Here is a 17,346-nt window from a genome sequence, read left to right on the forward strand (position 1 = left end):
GCGCTTAGTACAGTGCTGCAAACACCTTGCGCCGGTAGGCGGTCACAAGCGGGTGATCGTTGCCCAGCAGTTCGAACACTTGCAGCAAGGTCTTGTGCGGCAGGCCCTCGCCGTAGCTGCGATTGCGGATGAACAGCTTGAGCAAGGCATCCAGCGCCGCTTCATATTGCTGACGGGCCAGTTGCTGGATCGCCAGTTGATACACGGCTTCATCGTCCTGCGGGTTCTGCGCCAGACGGCTTTTCAGGTCGGCGGCATCCGGCAGGTCGCGGGCCAGGCCGAGGAACTTGATCTGCGCCTTGGCTCCGGCCAGCGCAGCCTTGTGCTCATCGCTCTTGACCGCATCGAGCACGGTTTGCGCTTCGCCCAGTTCTCCGCGCTCGGTCAGGCAGCGGGCATACAGGATCAGTGCTTTGGCGTTGGTGTTGTCTTCGTTGAGCATCACCACCAGGGCCGCCTCGGCATCGGCGTAACGACCGTCATCGAACAGCGCCTGGGCCTGTTCGAACGGATCGGCGGCGGCCGGCGGTGGCATTTTTACGTGAGGCTCGAGCAAGGCGCGTACGGCGGATTCCGGTTGTGCGCCGGCAAAGCCGTCGACCGGTTGGCCGTCCTTGAACAGTACCACGGTCGGCAGGCTGCGAATGCCGAAGCGGGCGACGATGTCCTGCTCGATGTCGCAGTTGACCTTGGCCAGCAGCAACTCGCCCTGATAACTCTCGGCGATGCCTTGCAGCATCGGCATCAGCGCCTTGCACGGCGCACACCATTCGGCCCAGAAATCCACCAGCACCGGTTTTTGGAAGGAAGCCTCGATCACCGACTGGTCGAAGTCGGCCGTCGTGGCGTCGAAGATGTACGGCGTTTGCTGACTCATGGGGTCTCTCGTGAAAGCGTGAATGGGGCAACTATAAGGTCAGGCGCGGGCCGCGTGGTAGAGGCTGACATGGCGAAACTCTTCGGGTTCGGCCAGATCCGGCAGGGTCATGGCTTCGAGCATTTCGATCCGCCGGTACAGCGGATGGCGGAAATCCCTGATCCGCGAATCCGCGACCAGCGCTTCGCGACCGCGGCTGAGAAAAGCATCGAGCAGTGGAAGGTTCTCGCGGTCGTACAGGACGTCCGCCACCAGGATCAGGTCGAAGCGATCCGCCTCGGCGAAAAAATCCGTGGAGTAGCTCATCTGTACGTCATTGAGTCCGGCGTTGGCCCTGCAGGCGGCAATCGCCAGTGGGTCGAGGTCGCAGGCCACCACTTCCAGCGCGCCGGCCTTCACGGCGGCAATGCCGGCGATCCCGGAACCGGCACCGAAATCCAGCACGCGTTTGCCGCGCACCCACTCGGGAAACTTTGCCAGATAACGCGCCACCGCCAGGCCGCTGGCCCAGCAGAAACTCCAGTACGGCGGTTCGTGAAGGATCCGCCGGGTTTCCTCCGGGCTGAATTCCCGGGCCATGTTGTCACCGTCGATCAACCACAGTTTCAGGTCAGTGTCCGGTAGCGGGCAGGCCACCAGTCGGGCGTCGCCGAGCAACTCGCCCAGCGCCCGTTGCAGGTCCGGCGGTGCATTCATGGGGCTTTGACAAATTGCAGTTGGCCCAGGGCCTGGGTGGTCGGCTGGCTGATGGTCTGCGACGGCAGATGCAGGATCAACTGGCCGGACTGTGTGGCGCGGCCACGCAGTTCGACCCGCGCGCCGACGGGGAATGCATCAGGATTGAAGCGCAGGCGGAACGGCAGAACCTGGTTGTTGCCGATCAGGCTGGAGCTGGCGAGCAATTGTTGCGGACGACCTTTCTCGTCGATCACCAGCAGTGCCAGTTCGACTTCGGCGCCCGCCGGCACGCCCTGCAGGGTGCCGCTCAGTTCCCGTTGATACGCGGGCAGCGGGCCGAGGTCGGCGGCCTCTTTGGCCTTTTTCTGCGCCTGTTGCGGTGCCGGGCCCGGTGTTGGCGGCTGCGGCTTGGGCGCGTCGCTGCCACAGGCCACCAGCAGGCTGAAAACACTGAGCAAAACGAGCGGTCGTAGCGACATGGTAGGCTCCGTCAAAATGAAATCCATGGATCAAACGATCATGGCAGTCTGTATACCGCAAAGCCTATGGCTTGTCTTGCCACCGGGATGCGCTACCATGGCCCTCCCTTTTTTTGTTGCCAGCCACCATGCACTGTCCATTCTGCGGTGCCAACGACACCAAGGTCATCGACTCGCGTCTGGTCGCCGAGGGCGAACAGGTGCGCCGCCGGCGTGAATGCCTGGCCTGCGGCGAACGTTTCACGACGTTCGAGACGGCCGAACTGGTGTTGCCGCGCCTGATCAAAACCGACGGCAGCCGCCAGCCGTTCGATGAAGAAAAACTCCGCGCCGGCATGCAGCGCGCCCTGGAGAAACGTCCGGTGAGCGTCGAGCGTCTCGAGTCCTCGCTGGTCCATATCAAACACAAGCTGCGCGCCACGGGCGAGCGCGAGGTCAAATCCCTCGTGGTCGGCGAACTGGTGATGGCCGAACTGCAGAAGCTCGATGAAGTCGCCTACATCCGTTTCGCGTCCGTGTACCGCCGCTTCCAGGACCTCAACGAGTTCCGCGAAGAGATCGACCGTCTCGCCCGTGAACCGGTGAAAGAATGACCACCGCCACCGAGCAGGCCATCCTCGACGCCCGTTTCATGGCTCGGGCCCTGGAGCTGGCGCGCAAAGGGCATTACACGACTCATCCCAATCCACGGGTCGGCTGTGTGATCGTGCGCGACGGGCAGATTGTCGGCGAAGGCTGGCATGAACGCGCCGGCGAGCCCCACGCCGAAGTCCACGCCATGCGTGCTGCGGGCGAACTGACCCGGGGCGCCACCGCTTACGTGACCCTCGAACCGTGCAGCCATCACGGCCGCACGCCGCCCTGCGCCGATGCGCTGGTGAATGCCGGTTTGAATCGGGTGGTAGCGGCGATGCGCGATCCGAATCCGCAAGTCGCCGGGCGCGGTTTGCAGCGTCTGGCCGATGCCGGCATCGCCACCGAAAGCGGTGTACTGGAAAGCGAAGCCCGCCGGCTCAACCAAGGTTTTCTCAAACGCATGGAACACGGCTTGCCGTTCGTGCGGGTCAAGTTGGCCATGAGCCTCGACGGGCGCACGGCGATGGAAAGCGGCGAAAGTCAGTGGATCACCGGCCCGGCGGCACGTTCTGCGGTGCAGCGCTTGCGCGCCCAGGCCAGCGTGGTGCTGACCGGCGCCGACACGGTGCTGGCCGATGGCGCACGCCTGACCGTGCGTGGGGATGAACTGGGGCTGGATGCCGAGCAGACCGCGCTGGCCCTGAGCCGTCCGCCTTTGCGGGTGCTGGTCGACGGACGTCTGCGGGTGCCGCTGGAGGCGCCGTTCTTCAAGGCCGGCCCGGCGCTGGTCGCCACCTGTGTGGCCATCGAAGAACAGTATGCCCACGGCCCGGAGTGCCTGATCGTGCCGGGTGACGACGGTCAGGTCGATCTGCATCAACTGCTGATCGAACTGGCCAATCGCGGCGTCAACGAAGTGTTGGTCGAGGCCGGCCCGCGACTGGCCGGCGCGTTTGCCCGGCTCGGTCTGGTCGATGAGTTCGTGATCTTCATCGCCGGCAAGTTCCTCGGCTCCACGGCGCGTCCGTTGCTGGACTGGCCGCTGGCTTTCATGAAGGATGCGCCGGCGCTGAAAATCACTGAAATTCGCGCGGTTGGCGATGACTGGCGAGTCACTGCAATCCCTGTCGCGTCGGCGAGCGTATAATTCCCGGCCATCGTTTTAGCGCTGGCTTCGTTCTCAAGGAGAACCCCATGTTTACCGGCATCATCGAATCCATCGGCAGTATCCGCGCACTGACCCCAAAGGGCGGTGATGTGCGGGTGCATGTCGAAACCGGCAAGCTCGACCTGAGCGACGTCAAACTCGGCGACAGCATTGCGGTCAACGGCGTGTGCCTGACCGCCGTGGAACTGCCGGGCAACGGCTTTGCCGCCGACGTCAGTCGCGAAACCCTCGACTGCACGGCCATGAATGACCTGAAAAGCGGCAGCCCGGTCAACCTGGAAAAAGCCCTGACCCCGACCACCCGTCTCGGCGGGCATCTGGTCAGCGGTCACGTCGACGGTGTCGGCGAAGTGGTCTCGCGCAGCGACAATGCCCGCGCCGTGGAATTTCGCATCCGCGCGCCGAAAGAGCTGGCCAAATACATCGCCCACAAAGGCTCGATCACCGTCGACGGCACCAGCCTGACCGTGAACGCCGTCGATGGCGCCGAATTCCTGCTGACGATCATTCCGCACACCCTGAGCGAAACCATCATGGCGTCCTACAAGCCGGGTCGCCGGGTGAACCTGGAAGTCGACTTGCTGGCGCGTTATCTGGAGCGTCTGCTGTTGGGCGACAAGGCAGCAGAGCCGAGCGCCGGCGCTACGATCACCGAAAGCTTTCTGGCCGCCAACGGCTACCTCAAATCCTGACTGAAGGGGGTGCCTTGTGGCGCTCAATAGCATCGAAGAACTGGTTGAAGACATCCGCCAAGGCAAGATGGTCATCCTCATGGATGACGAAGACCGCGAGAACGAAGGCGACCTGATCATGGCCGCCGAATGCTGCAAGGCCGAGCACATCAACTTCATGGCCAAGCACGCCCGTGGCCTGATCTGCATGCCGATGAGCCGTGAGCGCTGCGAAACCCTGAAGCTGCCGCTTATGGCGCCGCGCAACGGTTCCGGTTTCGGTACCAAGTTCACCGTTTCGATCGAAGCGGCCGAAGGCGTGACCACCGGCATTTCCGCCGCTGACCGTGCGCGCACCGTGCAGGCGGCCGCAGCGAAAGACGCGAAAGCCGAAGACATCGTCAGCCCCGGCCACATCTTCCCGCTGATGGCCCAGGCCGGCGGCACCCTGGCCCGTGCCGGTCACACCGAAGCCGCCTGCGACCTGGCGCGCATGGCCGGCTTCGAGCCGAGCGGCGTGATCTGCGAAGTGATGAACGACGACGGCACCATGTCCCGTCGCGCCGAACTGGAAGCTTTTGCCGCCGAGCACAATATCAAGATCGGCACCATCGCCGACCTGATTCACTACCGGATGATCCACGAACGTACCGTTCAGCGGATTGCCGAGCAGCCGCTGGACAGCGAACTGGGCCAATTCAACCTGGTGACCTATCGTGATTCCGTGGAAGGCGACGTGCACATGGCACTGACCCTGGGCACCGTTTGCGCCGAAGAGCCGACCCTGGTTCGCGTGCACAACATGGACCCGCTGCGCGACCTGCTGATGGTCAAGCAGCCGGGCCGCTGGAGCCTGCGCGCCGCCATGGCCGCGGTCGCCGAGGCCGGCAGCGGTGTGGTGCTGCTGCTCGGTCACCCATTGGATGGTGACGTGCTGCTGGCGCACATCCGTGAAACCGGCGATCAGGCGGCGGTGAAAAAACCGACCACCTACAGCATCGTCGGTGCCGGTTCGCAGATTCTGCGTGACCTCGGCGTGCGCAAAATGCGCCTGATGTCTGCGCCAATGAAATTTAATGCGATATCCGGTTTCGATCTGGAAGTTGTAGAATACGTGCCCTCCGAATAATGACCGGTTGTTTCCGGACCCGAATTCGCGGCAAATAAATCACTGAGGGACGCCAAACAGACGCGTCCCGGCTCTTTAAGAGATCTGACGAATGACCCTGAAGACCATCGAAGGTACCTTCATCGCCCCTAAAGGCCGCTACGCTCTGGTAGTGGGCCGTTTCAACAGCTTCGTGGTTGAAAGCCTGGTCAGCGGTGCAGTCGATGCCCTGGTACGCCACGGCGTGAGCGAAAGCGACATCACCATCATCCGCGCACCTGGCGCCTTCGAAATCCCGCTGGTTGCGCAAAAAGTCGCCCAGAAAGGCGAGTTCGCAGCAATCATCGCCCTGGGCGCGGTCATTCGTGGCGGCACTCCGCACTTCGAATACGTGGCTGGCGAATGCACCAAGGGCCTGGCCCAGGTGTCCATGGAGTTCGGCGTACCGGTCGCTTTCGGCGTCCTGACCGTCGATTCCATCGAGCAAGCCATCGAACGTTCCGGCACCAAGGCCGGCAACAAAGGTGCTGAAGCTGCCCTGTCCGCTCTGGAAATGGTCAGCCTGCTGGCGCAGTTGGAGGCCAAGTGATTAGCGACGAAAGCGATCGTTTCAACCCGCGCGATCCGAAACCTGCGGATGCCGGCAAGCCATCGAAAAGCGCCAAGCGTCGCGAAGCCCGTCAGCTCGCGACTCAGGCCCTGTATCAGTGGCACATGGCTCGGCAGTCGTTGAACGAGATCGAAGCGCAGTTCCGGGTCGACAACGATTTCACCGATGTCGATGGCGCGTATTTCCGCGAGATCCTGCACGGGGTTCCGGCCAACCGTACCGAAATCGACAACGCGCTCACGCCTTGCCTGGATCTGGCGATCGAAGAGCTGGATCCGGTCGAGCTGGCGGTTCTGCGCCTGTCCACCTGGGAACTGCTCAAGCGCGTCGACGTGCCGTACCGCGTTGTGATCAACGAAGGTATCGAGCTGGCCAAAGTGTTCGGTTCCACCGACGGCCACAAGTTCGTCAACGGCGTGCTCGACAAGCTGGCTCCGCGCCTGCGTGAAGCTGAAGTGAAGGCGTTCAAGCGCTGATCCGCGCTTGAACACTTTTTCTCGGCCATGGGCGAGTTTGAGCTGATCCGCAATTTCTTCGCCGCCGCGCCCTGTGCGCAGGGCGGTGAGGGCGTTGCACTGGGGATCGGTGACGACTGCGCCTTGCTGGCGGTTCCTTGCGGGGAACAACTGGCGATTTCCACCGATACGCTGGTGGCCGGCGTGCATTTCGCCGATCCCTGCGATCCGTTTCTGCTCGGTCAGCGTTCGCTGGCCGTGGCGGTCAGCGACCTCGCCGCCATGGGCGCCATGCCCGTTGCCTTTACCCTTGCCCTGACCTTGCCGACGGTGACTGCCGATTGGCTGCAAGCCTACGCCCATGGTTTGAACCGCATGGCGCAAAGCTGTGGTGTGGCGTTGGTCGGCGGCGATACCACTCGGGGGCCGTTGAGCCTCACCGTCACGGTGTTCGGTCGCGTCCCGACCGGTCAGGCCCTGACCCGCAGTGGCGCGCAGCCGGGCGATCTGCTGTGTGTCGGCGGTGAGCTGGGCAACGCCGCCGGCGCCTTGCCGCTGGTGTTGGGGCAGCGTGAAGCCGACCCGCACATCGCCCGACCGCTGCTCGATCATTACTGGTCGCCGCAACCGCAACTCGCCCTCGGTCAGGCTCTGCGTGGCAAGGCCTCTTCGGCGCTGGATATCTCCGATGGCCTGCTCGCCGATTGCGGCCATATTGCCCAGGCCTCGAAGGTACGCCTGGAAATCGAGCGTGAGCGCGTGCCGCTGTCGGACGCGCTGGTGGCGTTTCTCGGCCAGCGTGGCGCCGAACGGGCGGCCTTGAGCGGTGGCGACGATTACGTGCTGGCCTTCACACTGCCGTCCATCGAGTTGCCGGCGCTGATTGCCGATGGCTGGCCGATCCATGTGATCGGGCGTGTGGCCGAAGGGCAGGGCGTCGTGTTGCTGGACCGCGAAGGACACGACATCACCCCTCAAGTCCGGGGTTATCAACATTTTCAGGAGTCACCGTGACAGATCACCCGAAACAGGTTCCCGGCGAGTTCGTTCCGCCGTCGGTCTGGCGCAATCCCTGGCATTTCATTGCGTTCGGCTTCGGTTCGGGCACCTTGCCCAAGGCACCGGGCACCTGGGGTTCGCTGGTTGCGCTACCCTTTATACCGTTGTGGCAGATGTTGCCCGACTGGGGCTACTGGCTGATGCTCGGTATCACCATGCTGTTCGGCTTCTGGCTGTGCGGCAAGGTCGCCGACGATCTGCGGGTACACGACCACGAAGGCATCGTCTGGGACGAGATGGTCGGGATGTGGATCACCCTGTGGCTGGTGCCGGAAGGCTGGTACTGGCTGCTCGCCGGGTTCCTGATGTTCCGCTTTTTCGACATTCTCAAGCCGTGGCCGATCCGCTGGATCGACCGACATGTGCATGGCGGCGTCGGCATCATGCTCGATGACGTGCTGGCGGGGGTTTTCGCCTGGCTGGCCATGCAGGGTCTGGTGTGGATTTTCGCCTGATTTCAAGGTGCGGATGAGGACACAGGGATGGCTCGACGCGGGTTGGCGATACTGTTGTTTATCCTGTTTGGTGCTGTTGCCCAGGCACAGGATGCACCGCCGTCGGTCATTCACCTGGCCAGCGAAGAGTGGGAAGACTACACCGCCGCCGACGGTCATGGTCTGGGCTGGGACGTATTGCGCAAGGTGTTCGAACCCGCCGGCGTGACCCTGGATATCCGCACCGTGCCTTACACCCGTTCGGTGGGGCTGGTGCAGTTGAAGGAAGTCGATGCCCTGGTCGGTTCCTATCGGGGCGAGGCGGATCAGGTGCTGTACCCGAAATGGAATTTCGATTCCGATCACATCTACGCGCTGGGGCTGGCCAGCAATCCGGCCCCGACCGAAGCCACGCTCGGCAAATACCGGTTGGCCTGGGTGCGCGGTTATCGGTATGAAACCTACCTGCCGAACATCAAGCGTTACAACCAGATCCAGCGCCGCACCGGAATCCTGTCGATGCTCAGGCAGGGACGGGCGGATTACTACATCGACGCATTGACGGAAATCGAGGCGGTGCTGAGAAATACCGCCGATGCTTCGCAATTTCGCTATACGCACCTCGCGGAGTTACCCCTGTACCTCGGGTTTGCCGATACCCCGCAGGCTCGCGCACTGATGTCGATCTACGACCAGCGCATGGAGCATCTGGTGAAAAGCGGCGAGTTGAAGCCGATCTTCGAACACTGGAAGCAACCGTATCCGTTCGACCGAGGGCAATGACGGCAGACCTGTCATCAAACTTTTTGATCGTTATGGCCGATAATTCAGCCTAAGCGTCTGCAGGAACCTGCTGTTACAATGCCGCCCAGCGAATCTCGGACTTTTTAGATCAGGAGCACACCGGTGCCTGTCGTTTTTGTCGCCGCTTCCAAGCTGCCAACGCCTTTTGCGCAATTCACCATGCACGGTTTTCTCGATGAAGCCACCGGCCGCGAACACGTCGTGCTGAGCCTGGGTGAGATTGCCGACGGTGCCCCGGTACTCGGCCGGTTGCACTCCGAATGCCTGACCGGCGACGCCTTGTTCAGCCAGCGTTGCGACTGCGGCTCGCAACTGGAGGCCGCGCTCAAGGCGATTGCCCGTGAAGGTCGTGGCGTGTTGCTGTACCTGCGCCAGGAAGGTCGTGGCATCGGCCTGCTGAACAAGATCCGTGCCTACGAATTGCAGGATGGCGGCGCCGATACCGTTGAAGCCAACGAGCGTCTGGGTTTTGCCGCCGACCAGCGTGACTATGCCATGTGCCTGCCGATGCTGGAGCATCTGGGCGTGAAATCCCTGCGTCTGATGACCAACAACCCGCGCAAGGTCAAAGCCCTGACCGACATGAACATCGTCGTCGCCGAGCGCGTGCCGCTGCACACCGGCCACAACCCGCACAACAAACTCTACCTGGCGACCAAGGCCAGCAAGCTCGATCACATGATGGGCAACGAACATCAGGGCGAGGTAGACCGGGCGTGACCCGCGGTCAGGTGCGCCGCCGCCTGTCGGTCGCCTGGTGGAAATACCTGGCGCTGGCACTGGTGCCGCTGTTCGTGCTCAACGCCGTGTTCGGCGAGAGCGAAGCGATCATGCCGGTGCTGGCGATGCCGTTGTTCATCGCCGGCGTGGCCTCGATGTTTGTCAGCCTGAAGTTTTTCGGTCGTTACAAGCACGCGCTGATCGCCACGCAAAAGGCCCTCGATACCCCTGAAGAGCCTGCCGCCTGGATCGCCCTGGCGGCGCGGCGACGCACGGCGTTCCTGGCGGCGGGATTGCCGGCGTGGATCGGCGCGCTGGCGGTGTTCGTCGGCCTGGAAGCGGTGCCGCTGATGCTGTTGGCGTTGTCCACGGCGGTGCTGTTCTACCTCTACCGTATCCCGCGTCAGCTCGGTTGATGCGTCGTCTGTGGCTGGCGGTTCTGCTGCTGGCCGTCAGCAGCGAAACCCTGGCCGCTCTGCGGGTGGTCAGTCTCGCGCCATCGTTGTCTGAAATCGTCGTTGAACTGGATTCGGCCGATCTGCTGGTGGGTGCTCTGGATGCCGGTGACCGGCCATCCGCGATCAAGGACGTGCCTTCGGTGGGCCGTTATGGTCAGCTCGACCTGGAGCGGCTGCTCAGCCTCAAACCTGACTTGTTGCTGTTGTGGCCCGGCAGTGTCGGCCCGGCTCAGCGCGATCAGCTCAAGCATCTGAATATCCCGACCTTTGTTGCCGAACCCCACGATTTCGAGCAATTGACCCTGCAGATCGAAGCCATCGCTGCGCAACTCGGTCGTCCTGAGCGTGGCGTCGAGCTGGCGACCGGATTGCGGCACAGGCTCGTAGAGCTGCGCCAGCGCTACCGACGGGAAACACCGCTGCGGGTGTTCTATCAAGTCTGGGACAAGCCGCTGTACACCGTCGGCGGCGGGCAGATCATCAGTGATGCGCTTGAAGTGTGCGGCGCACGCAACGTGTTCGCCGACATGACGCTGCCGGCGCCGCAGGTGAGCATCGAGGCCGTTTTACAGCGTGATCCCGAAGTGATTCTGGCCGGCGATCAGCTGCAACTGGAAGCGTGGAATGCCTGGCCGCAGCTGGCGGCGGTCAAGCACCGGCAGTTGCTGCTGGTCACCGACAAGGGGCTGGAGCGTCCGAGCGGGCAAATGGTCGAGGCGACTGCCAGGCTCTGCCAACTGATAGCGCCAGACCGCTGAGACCGCAGCGCCTGCATTCGCGAGCAAGCTCGCTCCCACAGGGATCACGCTGAACCTGTGGGAGCGAGCTTGCTCCGGGCGGCGATCCGACGATGAGGCCCGTCAAAGCGGCGAAAGTTCTGGGTCAGAGCTGCGGTGTCCAGGTCACACCGAACATGAACGCCCGGCCTTCCTCGCGATAGCCATACTGACCGCCATCATGGCTGTACAGCGTCCGGCTGTAACCCTTGTCCAGCAGGTTATCCACCTTGAAGTCCAGCTTGATCTCGCGGTTCAGCGCCCAACTGCTGCGCAGCCCGAGCAACGCATACCCTCCCAATGGCTGCTGGTTGCTCAGGTCGTCATAACTGCTGCTGACGGCCTGCCAGCTGGCGCCGAGGCCGAGGCGGTCGAATTGTCGATCCAGATCCCAGCTCAAGGTGCGACGGGCGCGCCGCGCCAGGGTGTGGCCGGTGTCGCGGTCGCGGGGATCGATGATTGCCACGCCGAGGTTGCTCTGCCAGCCGAGCAGCTCCTGTTTCAGCGCCGCTTCGAAGCCGTTGATCCGCGCCGAGGCAACGTTCTGCGGGCGTGAGTTGCTGCCGAAGATGATCGCGTCTTGCAGATCGGTCCGATACAGCGATGCTTCCAGGCGGCTGCTGTCGCTCAGCTGGCTGCGCCATTGCAGCTCGTAGCTTTTCGAGGTTTCCGGTTTCAGGTTCGGGTTGCTGAAGTCCGGGTAGTACAGGTCGTTGAAGGTCGGTGCGCGAAAGCCTTCGCTGTAGCTGAGCAACAGGTCGTTGTCCGGGTTGACCGGCAACGTCAGCGTGCCGCTCCAGCTGTTCTGGCCGCCGAACTGCTGGTTGTCGTCACGGCGCAGGCCCAGTTCGGTGGAAAAACTGTCGGCCTGGAAGCGATGCTGGATGAATGCGGCACGGTTCCAGCGGCTGTCCTCGTCGAACGCAGTGCTGCTGTTGACCCGGTCCTCGTACCAGTCACCGCCAAGGATCAGGCTGTTGCGCGCATCCAGAGTCAGGTCGTTCTGCCAGGTCAGCGAGTCGCGATACGTGTTGAATACCGTGCGTTCGTCGCTGAGCTTGTCGAGGGATTTGTCGCGGTTTTCGCTGTGGCCGAGTTCCAGACGGGTTTTCCAGCGTTCGTTGATCCGCGCGTCGATGTAGCTGCTGAAACTGCTGACGGCGAATTCGCTGTAAGGCTGTTGCTGGACGGAGTCGAAGGTGGCCGGGTCAAAGCGTCCGAACGGATTGTCGAATTCGCTTTTGCCACGGTTATCCAGCAGGTTGGCGCCGACTTCGATGTCATCGGTCAGCGCATGGCTGAGGCTCAGGCTGATGGATTTGTTGCGGTAGGCATCGTGATCGCTGTCGCTGGGATAGGACTGGTGGGTGCGGTCGATGCCGGCAGTTTCATCGAGGCTGGCGCCGAGGTTGAAGCGGGTTTTGTCGTCACCGCCGGACAGGCCGACACTGCGTTCCCAGGTTTGGTTGCTGCCGAAACCGACATGCATCCGCGGCTGCAAGCCTTGTTCGCCGCCGCGCCGGGTGAAGATCTGAATCACCCCGCCAATCGCATCGCTGCCATAGATCACCGAGCGCGAACCGCGCAGCACTTCGACGCGTTCGATTTGCTCGATGTTCAGGTGTTGCAGGTTGCTGTCGCCGGAGGTGGCGTTGCCGATGCGCTGGCCGTCGACCAGCACCAGGCTCTGCGCCGACTGCGTGCCGCGAATATAGATCCCCGGCAGACTTCCGCGCCCGCCGGTTTGTGCCACTTGTACGCCGGGCACCCGTTGCAGCAGATCGGTGACGCTGCGCGGTTGCAGACGTTCGATGTCTTCGCGGGTGAATACGGTGTTGGCGGCGCTGCTGTCGTTGCGCGCTTCCACCTGGCGGTTGGCGCTGATCAGCAGGTCCGGCAACTTCAGGGCCTGATCACGTTCGAAAGTGTCGGCGAGGGCACTGGTGGTGGGCAGCAGGAGAAGGGGCAGGGCGAGACGCGAGAGGTTCATCGGAATCCGTTGGTACATAAAGCGAATTGAATTTTGAAAGCTGCACAAACCACTGTGGGAGCGAGCTTGCTCGCGAATGCGGTGTGTCAGTCAAGAATGAGTCGACTGACTGTCCGTCTTCGCGAGCAAGCTCGCTCCCACAGGGTTATTCACAGGTCTGGCGATTAGCGGTCAAGCAGCCCCAGACGCTCACGCACCGCCGCTTCGATCCCGGCCTCGTCCAGGCCGCACTCGGCCAGCATCTGCGCCGGTTTGGCATGCTCGACGTAGATGTCCGGCAAGCCCAGATGCAGCACCGACTTGAGGATATTTTCGCGGGCGAGGAATTCGCTGACCGCACCGCCGGCGCCGCCCATGATCGCGTTCTCTTCGACGGTCACCAGCAGGTCATGGCTGTTGGCGATTTCACGCACCAGCGCTTCGTCCATCGGTTTGACGAAGCGCATGTCGACCACGGTGGCGTCCAGGGTTTCGGCGACGTTCAACGCTTCGGTCAGTTGCACGCCGAACACCAGCAGGGCGACTTTGCTGCCTTGACGACGAATCACGCCCTTGCCGATCTCGATCGGCTCGAGGTTCTTCTCGATGGTCGCGTTCGGGCCGGTGCCGCGTGGGTAACGCACCGCCGCCGGGCCGTTGTACAGGTGGCCGGTGGTGAGCATCTTGCGCAGTTCGTTTTCATCGCTCGGGGTCATGATCACCATGCCCGGGATGCAACGCAGGTAGGACAGATCGAAACTGCCGGCGTGGGTCGGACCGTCCTCGCCCACCAGACCGGCGCGGTCGATGGCGAACAGCACGTCGAGGTTCTGTACCGCGACGTCATGCACCAGCTGGTCGTAACCGCGCTGCAGGAACGTCGAGTAGATCGCCACCACCGGTTTGGCGCCTTCGCAGGCCATGCCGGCCGCGAGGGTCACGGCGTGCTGTTCGGCAATCGCCACGTCGAAATAGCGCAGCGGGAAGCGTTCGCTGAACGCCACCAGATCCGAGCCTTCTTTCATCGCCGGGGTGATGCCCACCAGGCGCGGGTCGGCAGCGGCCATGTCGCACAGCCATTCACCGAACACACCGGAGTACTTCGGTCCGCCGGCCTTTTTCGGCGCGGCGGCCGGGGCGTCCAGCGGTTCGAGTTTGGTGATGGCGTGGTAACCGATCGGGTCGACTTCCGCCGGGGCGAAGCCCTTGCCTTTCTTGGTCACGACGTGCAGGAACTGCGGCCCCTTGAGATCGCGCATGTTGCGCAGGGTGGCGATCAGGGTCGGCAGGTCGTGGCCGTCGATCGGGCCGATGTAGTTCCAGCCCAGCTCTTCGAACAGAGTGCCGGGCACCAGCATGCCTTTGGCATATTCTTCGGTGCGGCGAGCGATTTCCCAGGCACCGGGCAGGCGCGACAACACTTTCTTGCTGCCTTCGCGCATGCTGGCGTAGGTGCGGCTGGAAAGGATCTTCGCCAGATAGTTCGACAGACCACCGACGTTGCGCGAGATCGACATGTCGTTGTCGTTGAGGATCACCAACATGTTGGCGTCGACTTCCGGCGCGTGGTTCAGCGCTTCGAAGGCCATGCCGGCGGTCAGTGCGCCGTCGCCGATCACCGCAATGGCCTTGCGATCACTGTTCTGCAGGCGGGCGGCAATGGCCATGCCCAGCGCGGCACTGATCGAAGTGCTGGAATGGCCGACGCCGAAGGTGTCGTACTCGCTCTCGGAGCGACGCGGGAAAGCGGCGATGCCGTCCTTCTGGCGCAGGGTTTTCATGCGCTCGCGACGACCGGTGAGGATCTTGTGCGGATAGGCCTGATGACCGACGTCCCACACCAGCCGGTCGTCCGGGGTGTCGAAGACGTAATGCAACGCGATGGTTAGCTCGATGACGCCCAGGCCGGCACCGAAATGCCCACCGGTCTGGCCGACCGTGTAGAGCAATTCCAGGCGCAACTCATCAGCCAGGGTTTCCAGCTCGGCTTCGCCTAACCGGCGCAGGCCGTCCGGCGTGTTCGCGCGGTCGAGCAGGGGCGTGGTCGGGCGCTTGCGGGGAATCTCATGGAACGTCGTGGGCATCAGGCGAATCGTTATAGGTATAAAAGATGCGGCAGTTTACCTGATGCATCGTTCCCTGCCCACGCGTTGGTCTTTTTTGGCTGATCAGCCTTCAGTTGCGCCGGTCGACGATATACCGGGCCAGATCGCGCAATGGCTCGGCGGCCGCGTCAAACGGTCGCAGTGCGTGCAGGGCCTGATCGCGCAGTTCCAGGGCGTAGGCCTTGGCTGCATCCAGGCCAAGCAGGGCCGGGTAGGTCGGCTTGTCGCGGGCGATGTCCGCGCCCTGGCGCTTGCCGAGGGTTTCGGTATCGCTTTCGACGTCGAGGATGTCGTCCTGCACCTGGAAGGCCAGGCCGATGGCCTGTGCATAACTTTGCAGGGCCTTGAGTTCATCCTTCTCGGCACGGCCACTGGAAAGGGCACCGAGTTTCACGCTGACTTCGATCAGCGCGCCGGTCTTGTGCCGGTGCATCTGTTCCAGAGCTTTCTGATCGAGCTTGAGGCCGACCGAGCCGAGGTCGATGGCCTGGCCGCCGACCATGCCCGCCGGGCCTGCCGCGTGCGCCAGTGCCGTGACCTGTTGCAGGCGGATATCCGCGCTCAGATCGCTCAGGCGTGGATCGAGCAGGGCGCTGAACGCCAGGCTCTGCAAGCCGTCACCGGCAAGGATCGCGCAGGCTTCGTCGAATTTTTTGTGGGTGGTCGGCTGGCCGCGACGCAGATCGTCGTCGTCCATCGCTGGCAAATCGTCGTGTACCAGCGAATAAGCGTGGATCAGCTCCACCGCGCACGCCGCGCCGTTGGCTTGTTCAGCCTTGCCGCCGAGGGCTTCGCATGCCGCGTAAACCAGCAGCGGACGCACGCGCTTGCCGCCGTTCATCACGCTGTAGCGCATGGCTTCGTACAGCCGCGCCAGCTCTGGCAGCGGCGCGTTGAACAGGGTTTCCAGTGCCGCATTGACCCGCGCCTGGCTGGTCGCCGAATACGCCGCGATCATTCCGGCTGGTCCGCGTCGAAGGGTTCCTCGGCGAGTTCGCCATCGCGCTCCAGCAACACCTGGACCTTCTGCTCGGCCTGGGCCAGCGCTGCCTGGCAGTCACGGGTCAGACCGATGCCCTGCTCGAAAGCGGTCAGCGAGTCTTCCAGAGACAATTCACCGTTCTCCAGACGCTCGACCAGCACTTGCAGGTCGGCGAGGGACTGTTCGAAATCCAGTGCAGCTTTTTTGCGGGCCATGGCGGCTAATTCCGGTTGACGTTAAACCGGCGCGACACTAGCAGATAGGGGGTTTATGGGCAAATGAGCGGCGGTTTCACGGTCATCGCGGGCGGATGGGAAACGGGTTTTGAACGTGACGAAAGTTATTCGGCTCATTTCGTGAGCCGAATAATTCCGCTATTCGGCTCACACCTCGTAAATCTGCGTGATTTCTGCCGCATTTCAAGATGTATCCGATTGTTAAAAAACTGCCGAATCGCTAACCTTCGCGCCTTCTACGACCCTACAGTCACGGGTCTTTCAGACGAAACGCAGTTTTCACCGCTGTGAAGTACCGAGGATCGGGTGCAAGGTTTCGTTCAGGCATGGCAGGAGGCATTACATGCGTTCAATTTTTTTGCTGCTGATCGGGCTGGCCGTTGCGCCGGCTCTGTGGGCTGCGCCGACTGCCGAGATGACGGAACCGGTGGGCGGCTGGCGCTACAACGGCTTGCTCGACCGCAGTGAAAACCCGCAAGTCGCCTATCCCACGCCGCCGATCGATCGCGGCATCCAGCGCAATCGCACGATGATCCAGGGCCAGCTCAAGGCCATCGGCAACCAGCGCGGACCGCACACCCTGGCGGTCAACGGCAATCCGCTGAATCTGTACACCGATGATGACGGGCGCTTCGCCCGGCCTTATGCGTTCGGCGCGGGCTCCAACAGTGTCGAAGTGCGCAGCGCCGAGGGCCAGTCGCTCAAACGCGTGCAGTTCTACGAAGCGAACAATCTGCGCACACCGGCGCGGATTCGAGTGGTACTGGGCTGGGACGATCCGAAGGCCGAACTGGACCTGCACATCATCACTCCGGACGGCCAGCATGCGTTTTTCGCCCACACGGCGTTGACCAACGGCGGCGGTCTGGACCCGGACGGCGTCGATGGCCCCGGCCCGGAAATGTTCACCATGACCGCACCGCTGCATGGCACCTATCTGGTTTACGTCAACTATTGGGGCAACTTCGGCGACGGCGGCTATAACTTCGAGGAGACCAGCAACCAGAACGAGGTCATCACCTCGCAAATCACGCTGGTGCTCAACGAAAACACCGTCGACGAAAAACGCGAAACGTTCATCGTGCCCCTGCGGGCCATCGGTGATCTGCTGCTGGTCAAGACTTTCAACTATTAAGCATCCCGCAACCACGGATGAACTGCCGAGCTTTGGGAACATGAGC

The 17,346-nt window shown here is 62.7% G+C and carries 20 protein-coding genes; 13 read left to right on the forward strand and 7 right to left on the reverse strand.

The annotated features are described in order from the left end of the window. Positions 1 to 4 precede the first annotated feature (4 nt). The 3 genes from trxA to BBF94_RS13730 are packed head-to-tail and all read right to left on the reverse strand — an operon-like array spanning position 5 to position 2,034. Entirely contained in the window at positions 5 to 877 is an 873-nt protein-coding gene (gene trxA / locus BBF94_RS13720; protein WP_065259542.1) for a thioredoxin, read from the reverse strand. 39 nt (positions 878 to 916) lie between these two features. Beyond that, positions 917 to 1,573 carry a class I SAM-dependent methyltransferase gene (locus BBF94_RS13725; RefSeq protein ID WP_065259543.1) on the reverse strand — a complete coding sequence of 219 codons (657 nt, stop codon included), beginning with the start codon at positions 1,571 to 1,573 and terminating at the stop codon, positions 917 to 919. Next, positions 1,570 to 2,034, reverse strand: coding sequence for a hypothetical protein (locus tag BBF94_RS13730; RefSeq protein ID WP_065259544.1), 465 nt, complete (start codon positions 2,032 to 2,034; stop codon positions 1,570 to 1,572). The genes BBF94_RS13725 and BBF94_RS13730 overlap by 4 nt, the downstream gene beginning before the upstream one ends. Before the next feature lie 128 nt (positions 2,035 to 2,162). Here BBF94_RS13730 and nrdR point away from each other — a divergent pair, with 128 nt between their 5' ends. The 12 genes from nrdR (at position 2,163) to BBF94_RS13790 (ending at position 10,855) form a co-directional block, all read left to right on the forward strand. Next, positions 2,163 to 2,627 carry a transcriptional regulator NrdR gene (gene nrdR, locus BBF94_RS13735; protein ID WP_003228656.1) on the forward strand — a complete coding sequence of 155 codons (465 nt, stop codon included), beginning with the start codon at positions 2,163 to 2,165 and terminating at the stop codon, positions 2,625 to 2,627. Then, the gene (ribD, locus tag BBF94_RS13740) at positions 2,624 to 3,757 is read left to right on the forward strand and encodes a bifunctional diaminohydroxyphosphoribosylaminopyrimidine deaminase/5-amino-6-(5-phosphoribosylamino)uracil reductase RibD (protein WP_065259545.1); all 1,134 of its coding nucleotides are present in this window, start codon (positions 2,624 to 2,626) and stop codon (positions 3,755 to 3,757) included. The genes nrdR and ribD overlap by 4 nt, the downstream gene beginning before the upstream one ends. 47 nt (positions 3,758 to 3,804) lie before the next feature. After that, complete coding sequence (locus tag BBF94_RS13745; protein ID WP_065259546.1) at positions 3,805 to 4,470, forward strand: riboflavin synthase; 666 nt, start codon at positions 3,805 to 3,807, stop codon at positions 4,468 to 4,470. 16 nt (positions 4,471 to 4,486) lie between these two features. Continuing rightward, a complete protein-coding gene (gene ribBA / locus BBF94_RS13750; RefSeq protein WP_065259547.1) occupies positions 4,487 to 5,578 on the forward strand; it encodes a bifunctional 3,4-dihydroxy-2-butanone-4-phosphate synthase/GTP cyclohydrolase II in 1,092 nt (363 codons plus the stop codon). 91 nt (positions 5,579 to 5,669) lie between these two features. After that, positions 5,670 to 6,146 (forward strand): 6,7-dimethyl-8-ribityllumazine synthase, encoded by a 477-nt coding sequence (ribH, locus tag BBF94_RS13755; protein WP_003228649.1) that lies wholly within the window; start codon positions 5,670 to 5,672, stop codon positions 6,144 to 6,146. Then, positions 6,143 to 6,643: a transcription antitermination factor NusB gene (nusB, locus tag BBF94_RS13760; protein WP_065259548.1), complete on the forward strand. Its 501-nt coding sequence runs from the start codon at positions 6,143 to 6,145 to the stop codon at positions 6,641 to 6,643. The genes ribH and nusB overlap by 4 nt, the downstream gene beginning before the upstream one ends. Before the next feature lie 27 nt (positions 6,644 to 6,670). After that, on the forward strand, positions 6,671 to 7,636 hold the full coding sequence (gene thiL, locus BBF94_RS13765; protein ID WP_065259549.1) for a thiamine-phosphate kinase: 966 nt from the start codon (positions 6,671 to 6,673) through the stop codon (positions 7,634 to 7,636). Next, positions 7,633 to 8,136 carry a phosphatidylglycerophosphatase A family protein gene (locus BBF94_RS13770; protein WP_065259550.1) on the forward strand — a complete coding sequence of 168 codons (504 nt, stop codon included), beginning with the start codon at positions 7,633 to 7,635 and terminating at the stop codon, positions 8,134 to 8,136. The genes thiL and BBF94_RS13770 overlap by 4 nt, the downstream gene beginning before the upstream one ends. A gap of 27 nt (positions 8,137 to 8,163) precedes the next feature. After that, positions 8,164 to 8,898, forward strand: coding sequence for a substrate-binding periplasmic protein (locus tag BBF94_RS13775; RefSeq protein WP_065259551.1), 735 nt, complete (start codon positions 8,164 to 8,166; stop codon positions 8,896 to 8,898). A 123-nt stretch (positions 8,899 to 9,021) separates the two neighbouring features. Continuing rightward, positions 9,022 to 9,639, forward strand: a complete 618-nt coding sequence (gene ribA / locus BBF94_RS13780; protein ID WP_065259552.1) for a GTP cyclohydrolase II — start codon at positions 9,022 to 9,024, stop codon at positions 9,637 to 9,639. Further along, a complete protein-coding gene (locus tag BBF94_RS13785) occupies positions 9,636 to 10,055 on the forward strand; it encodes an MFS transporter (protein WP_065259553.1) in 420 nt (139 codons plus the stop codon). The genes ribA and BBF94_RS13785 overlap by 4 nt, the downstream gene beginning before the upstream one ends. Next, complete coding sequence (locus tag BBF94_RS13790; RefSeq protein ID WP_065259554.1) at positions 10,055 to 10,855, forward strand: cobalamin-binding protein; 801 nt, start codon at positions 10,055 to 10,057, stop codon at positions 10,853 to 10,855. The genes BBF94_RS13785 and BBF94_RS13790 overlap by 1 nt, the downstream gene beginning before the upstream one ends. Positions 10,856 to 10,979: 124 nt before the next feature. On the opposite strand, the gene BBF94_RS13795 is transcribed toward BBF94_RS13790, so the two are convergent. From BBF94_RS13795 to BBF94_RS13810, 4 genes are all read right to left on the reverse strand, one after another. Beyond that, entirely contained in the window at positions 10,980 to 12,863 is a 1,884-nt protein-coding gene (locus tag BBF94_RS13795) for a TonB-dependent receptor domain-containing protein (RefSeq protein WP_065259555.1), read from the reverse strand. Between the two features lie 164 nt (positions 12,864 to 13,027). Beyond that, on the reverse strand, positions 13,028 to 14,926 hold the full coding sequence (dxs, locus tag BBF94_RS13800; protein WP_065259556.1) for a 1-deoxy-D-xylulose-5-phosphate synthase: 1,899 nt from the start codon (positions 14,924 to 14,926) through the stop codon (positions 13,028 to 13,030). A 91-nt stretch (positions 14,927 to 15,017) separates the two neighbouring features. Then, positions 15,018 to 15,905: a (2E,6E)-farnesyl diphosphate synthase gene (ispA, locus tag BBF94_RS13805; protein WP_065259557.1), complete on the reverse strand. Its 888-nt coding sequence runs from the start codon at positions 15,903 to 15,905 to the stop codon at positions 15,018 to 15,020. Then, a complete protein-coding gene (locus tag BBF94_RS13810) occupies positions 15,902 to 16,144 on the reverse strand; it encodes an exodeoxyribonuclease VII small subunit (RefSeq protein WP_065259558.1) in 243 nt (80 codons plus the stop codon). Before BBF94_RS13810 ends, ispA begins: the two co-directional genes overlap by 4 nt. 364 nt (positions 16,145 to 16,508) lie before the next feature. Between BBF94_RS13810 and BBF94_RS13815 the strand changes: the two genes are divergently transcribed. Beyond that, complete coding sequence (locus tag BBF94_RS13815) at positions 16,509 to 17,300, forward strand: YfaP family protein (protein WP_065259559.1); 792 nt, start codon at positions 16,509 to 16,511, stop codon at positions 17,298 to 17,300. Positions 17,301 to 17,346 lie beyond the last annotated feature (46 nt).

This window comes from Pseudomonas bananamidigenes (assembly GCF_001679645.1).
Lineage (GTDB): Bacteria > Pseudomonadota > Gammaproteobacteria > Pseudomonadales > Pseudomonadaceae > Aquipseudomonas > Aquipseudomonas bananamidigenes.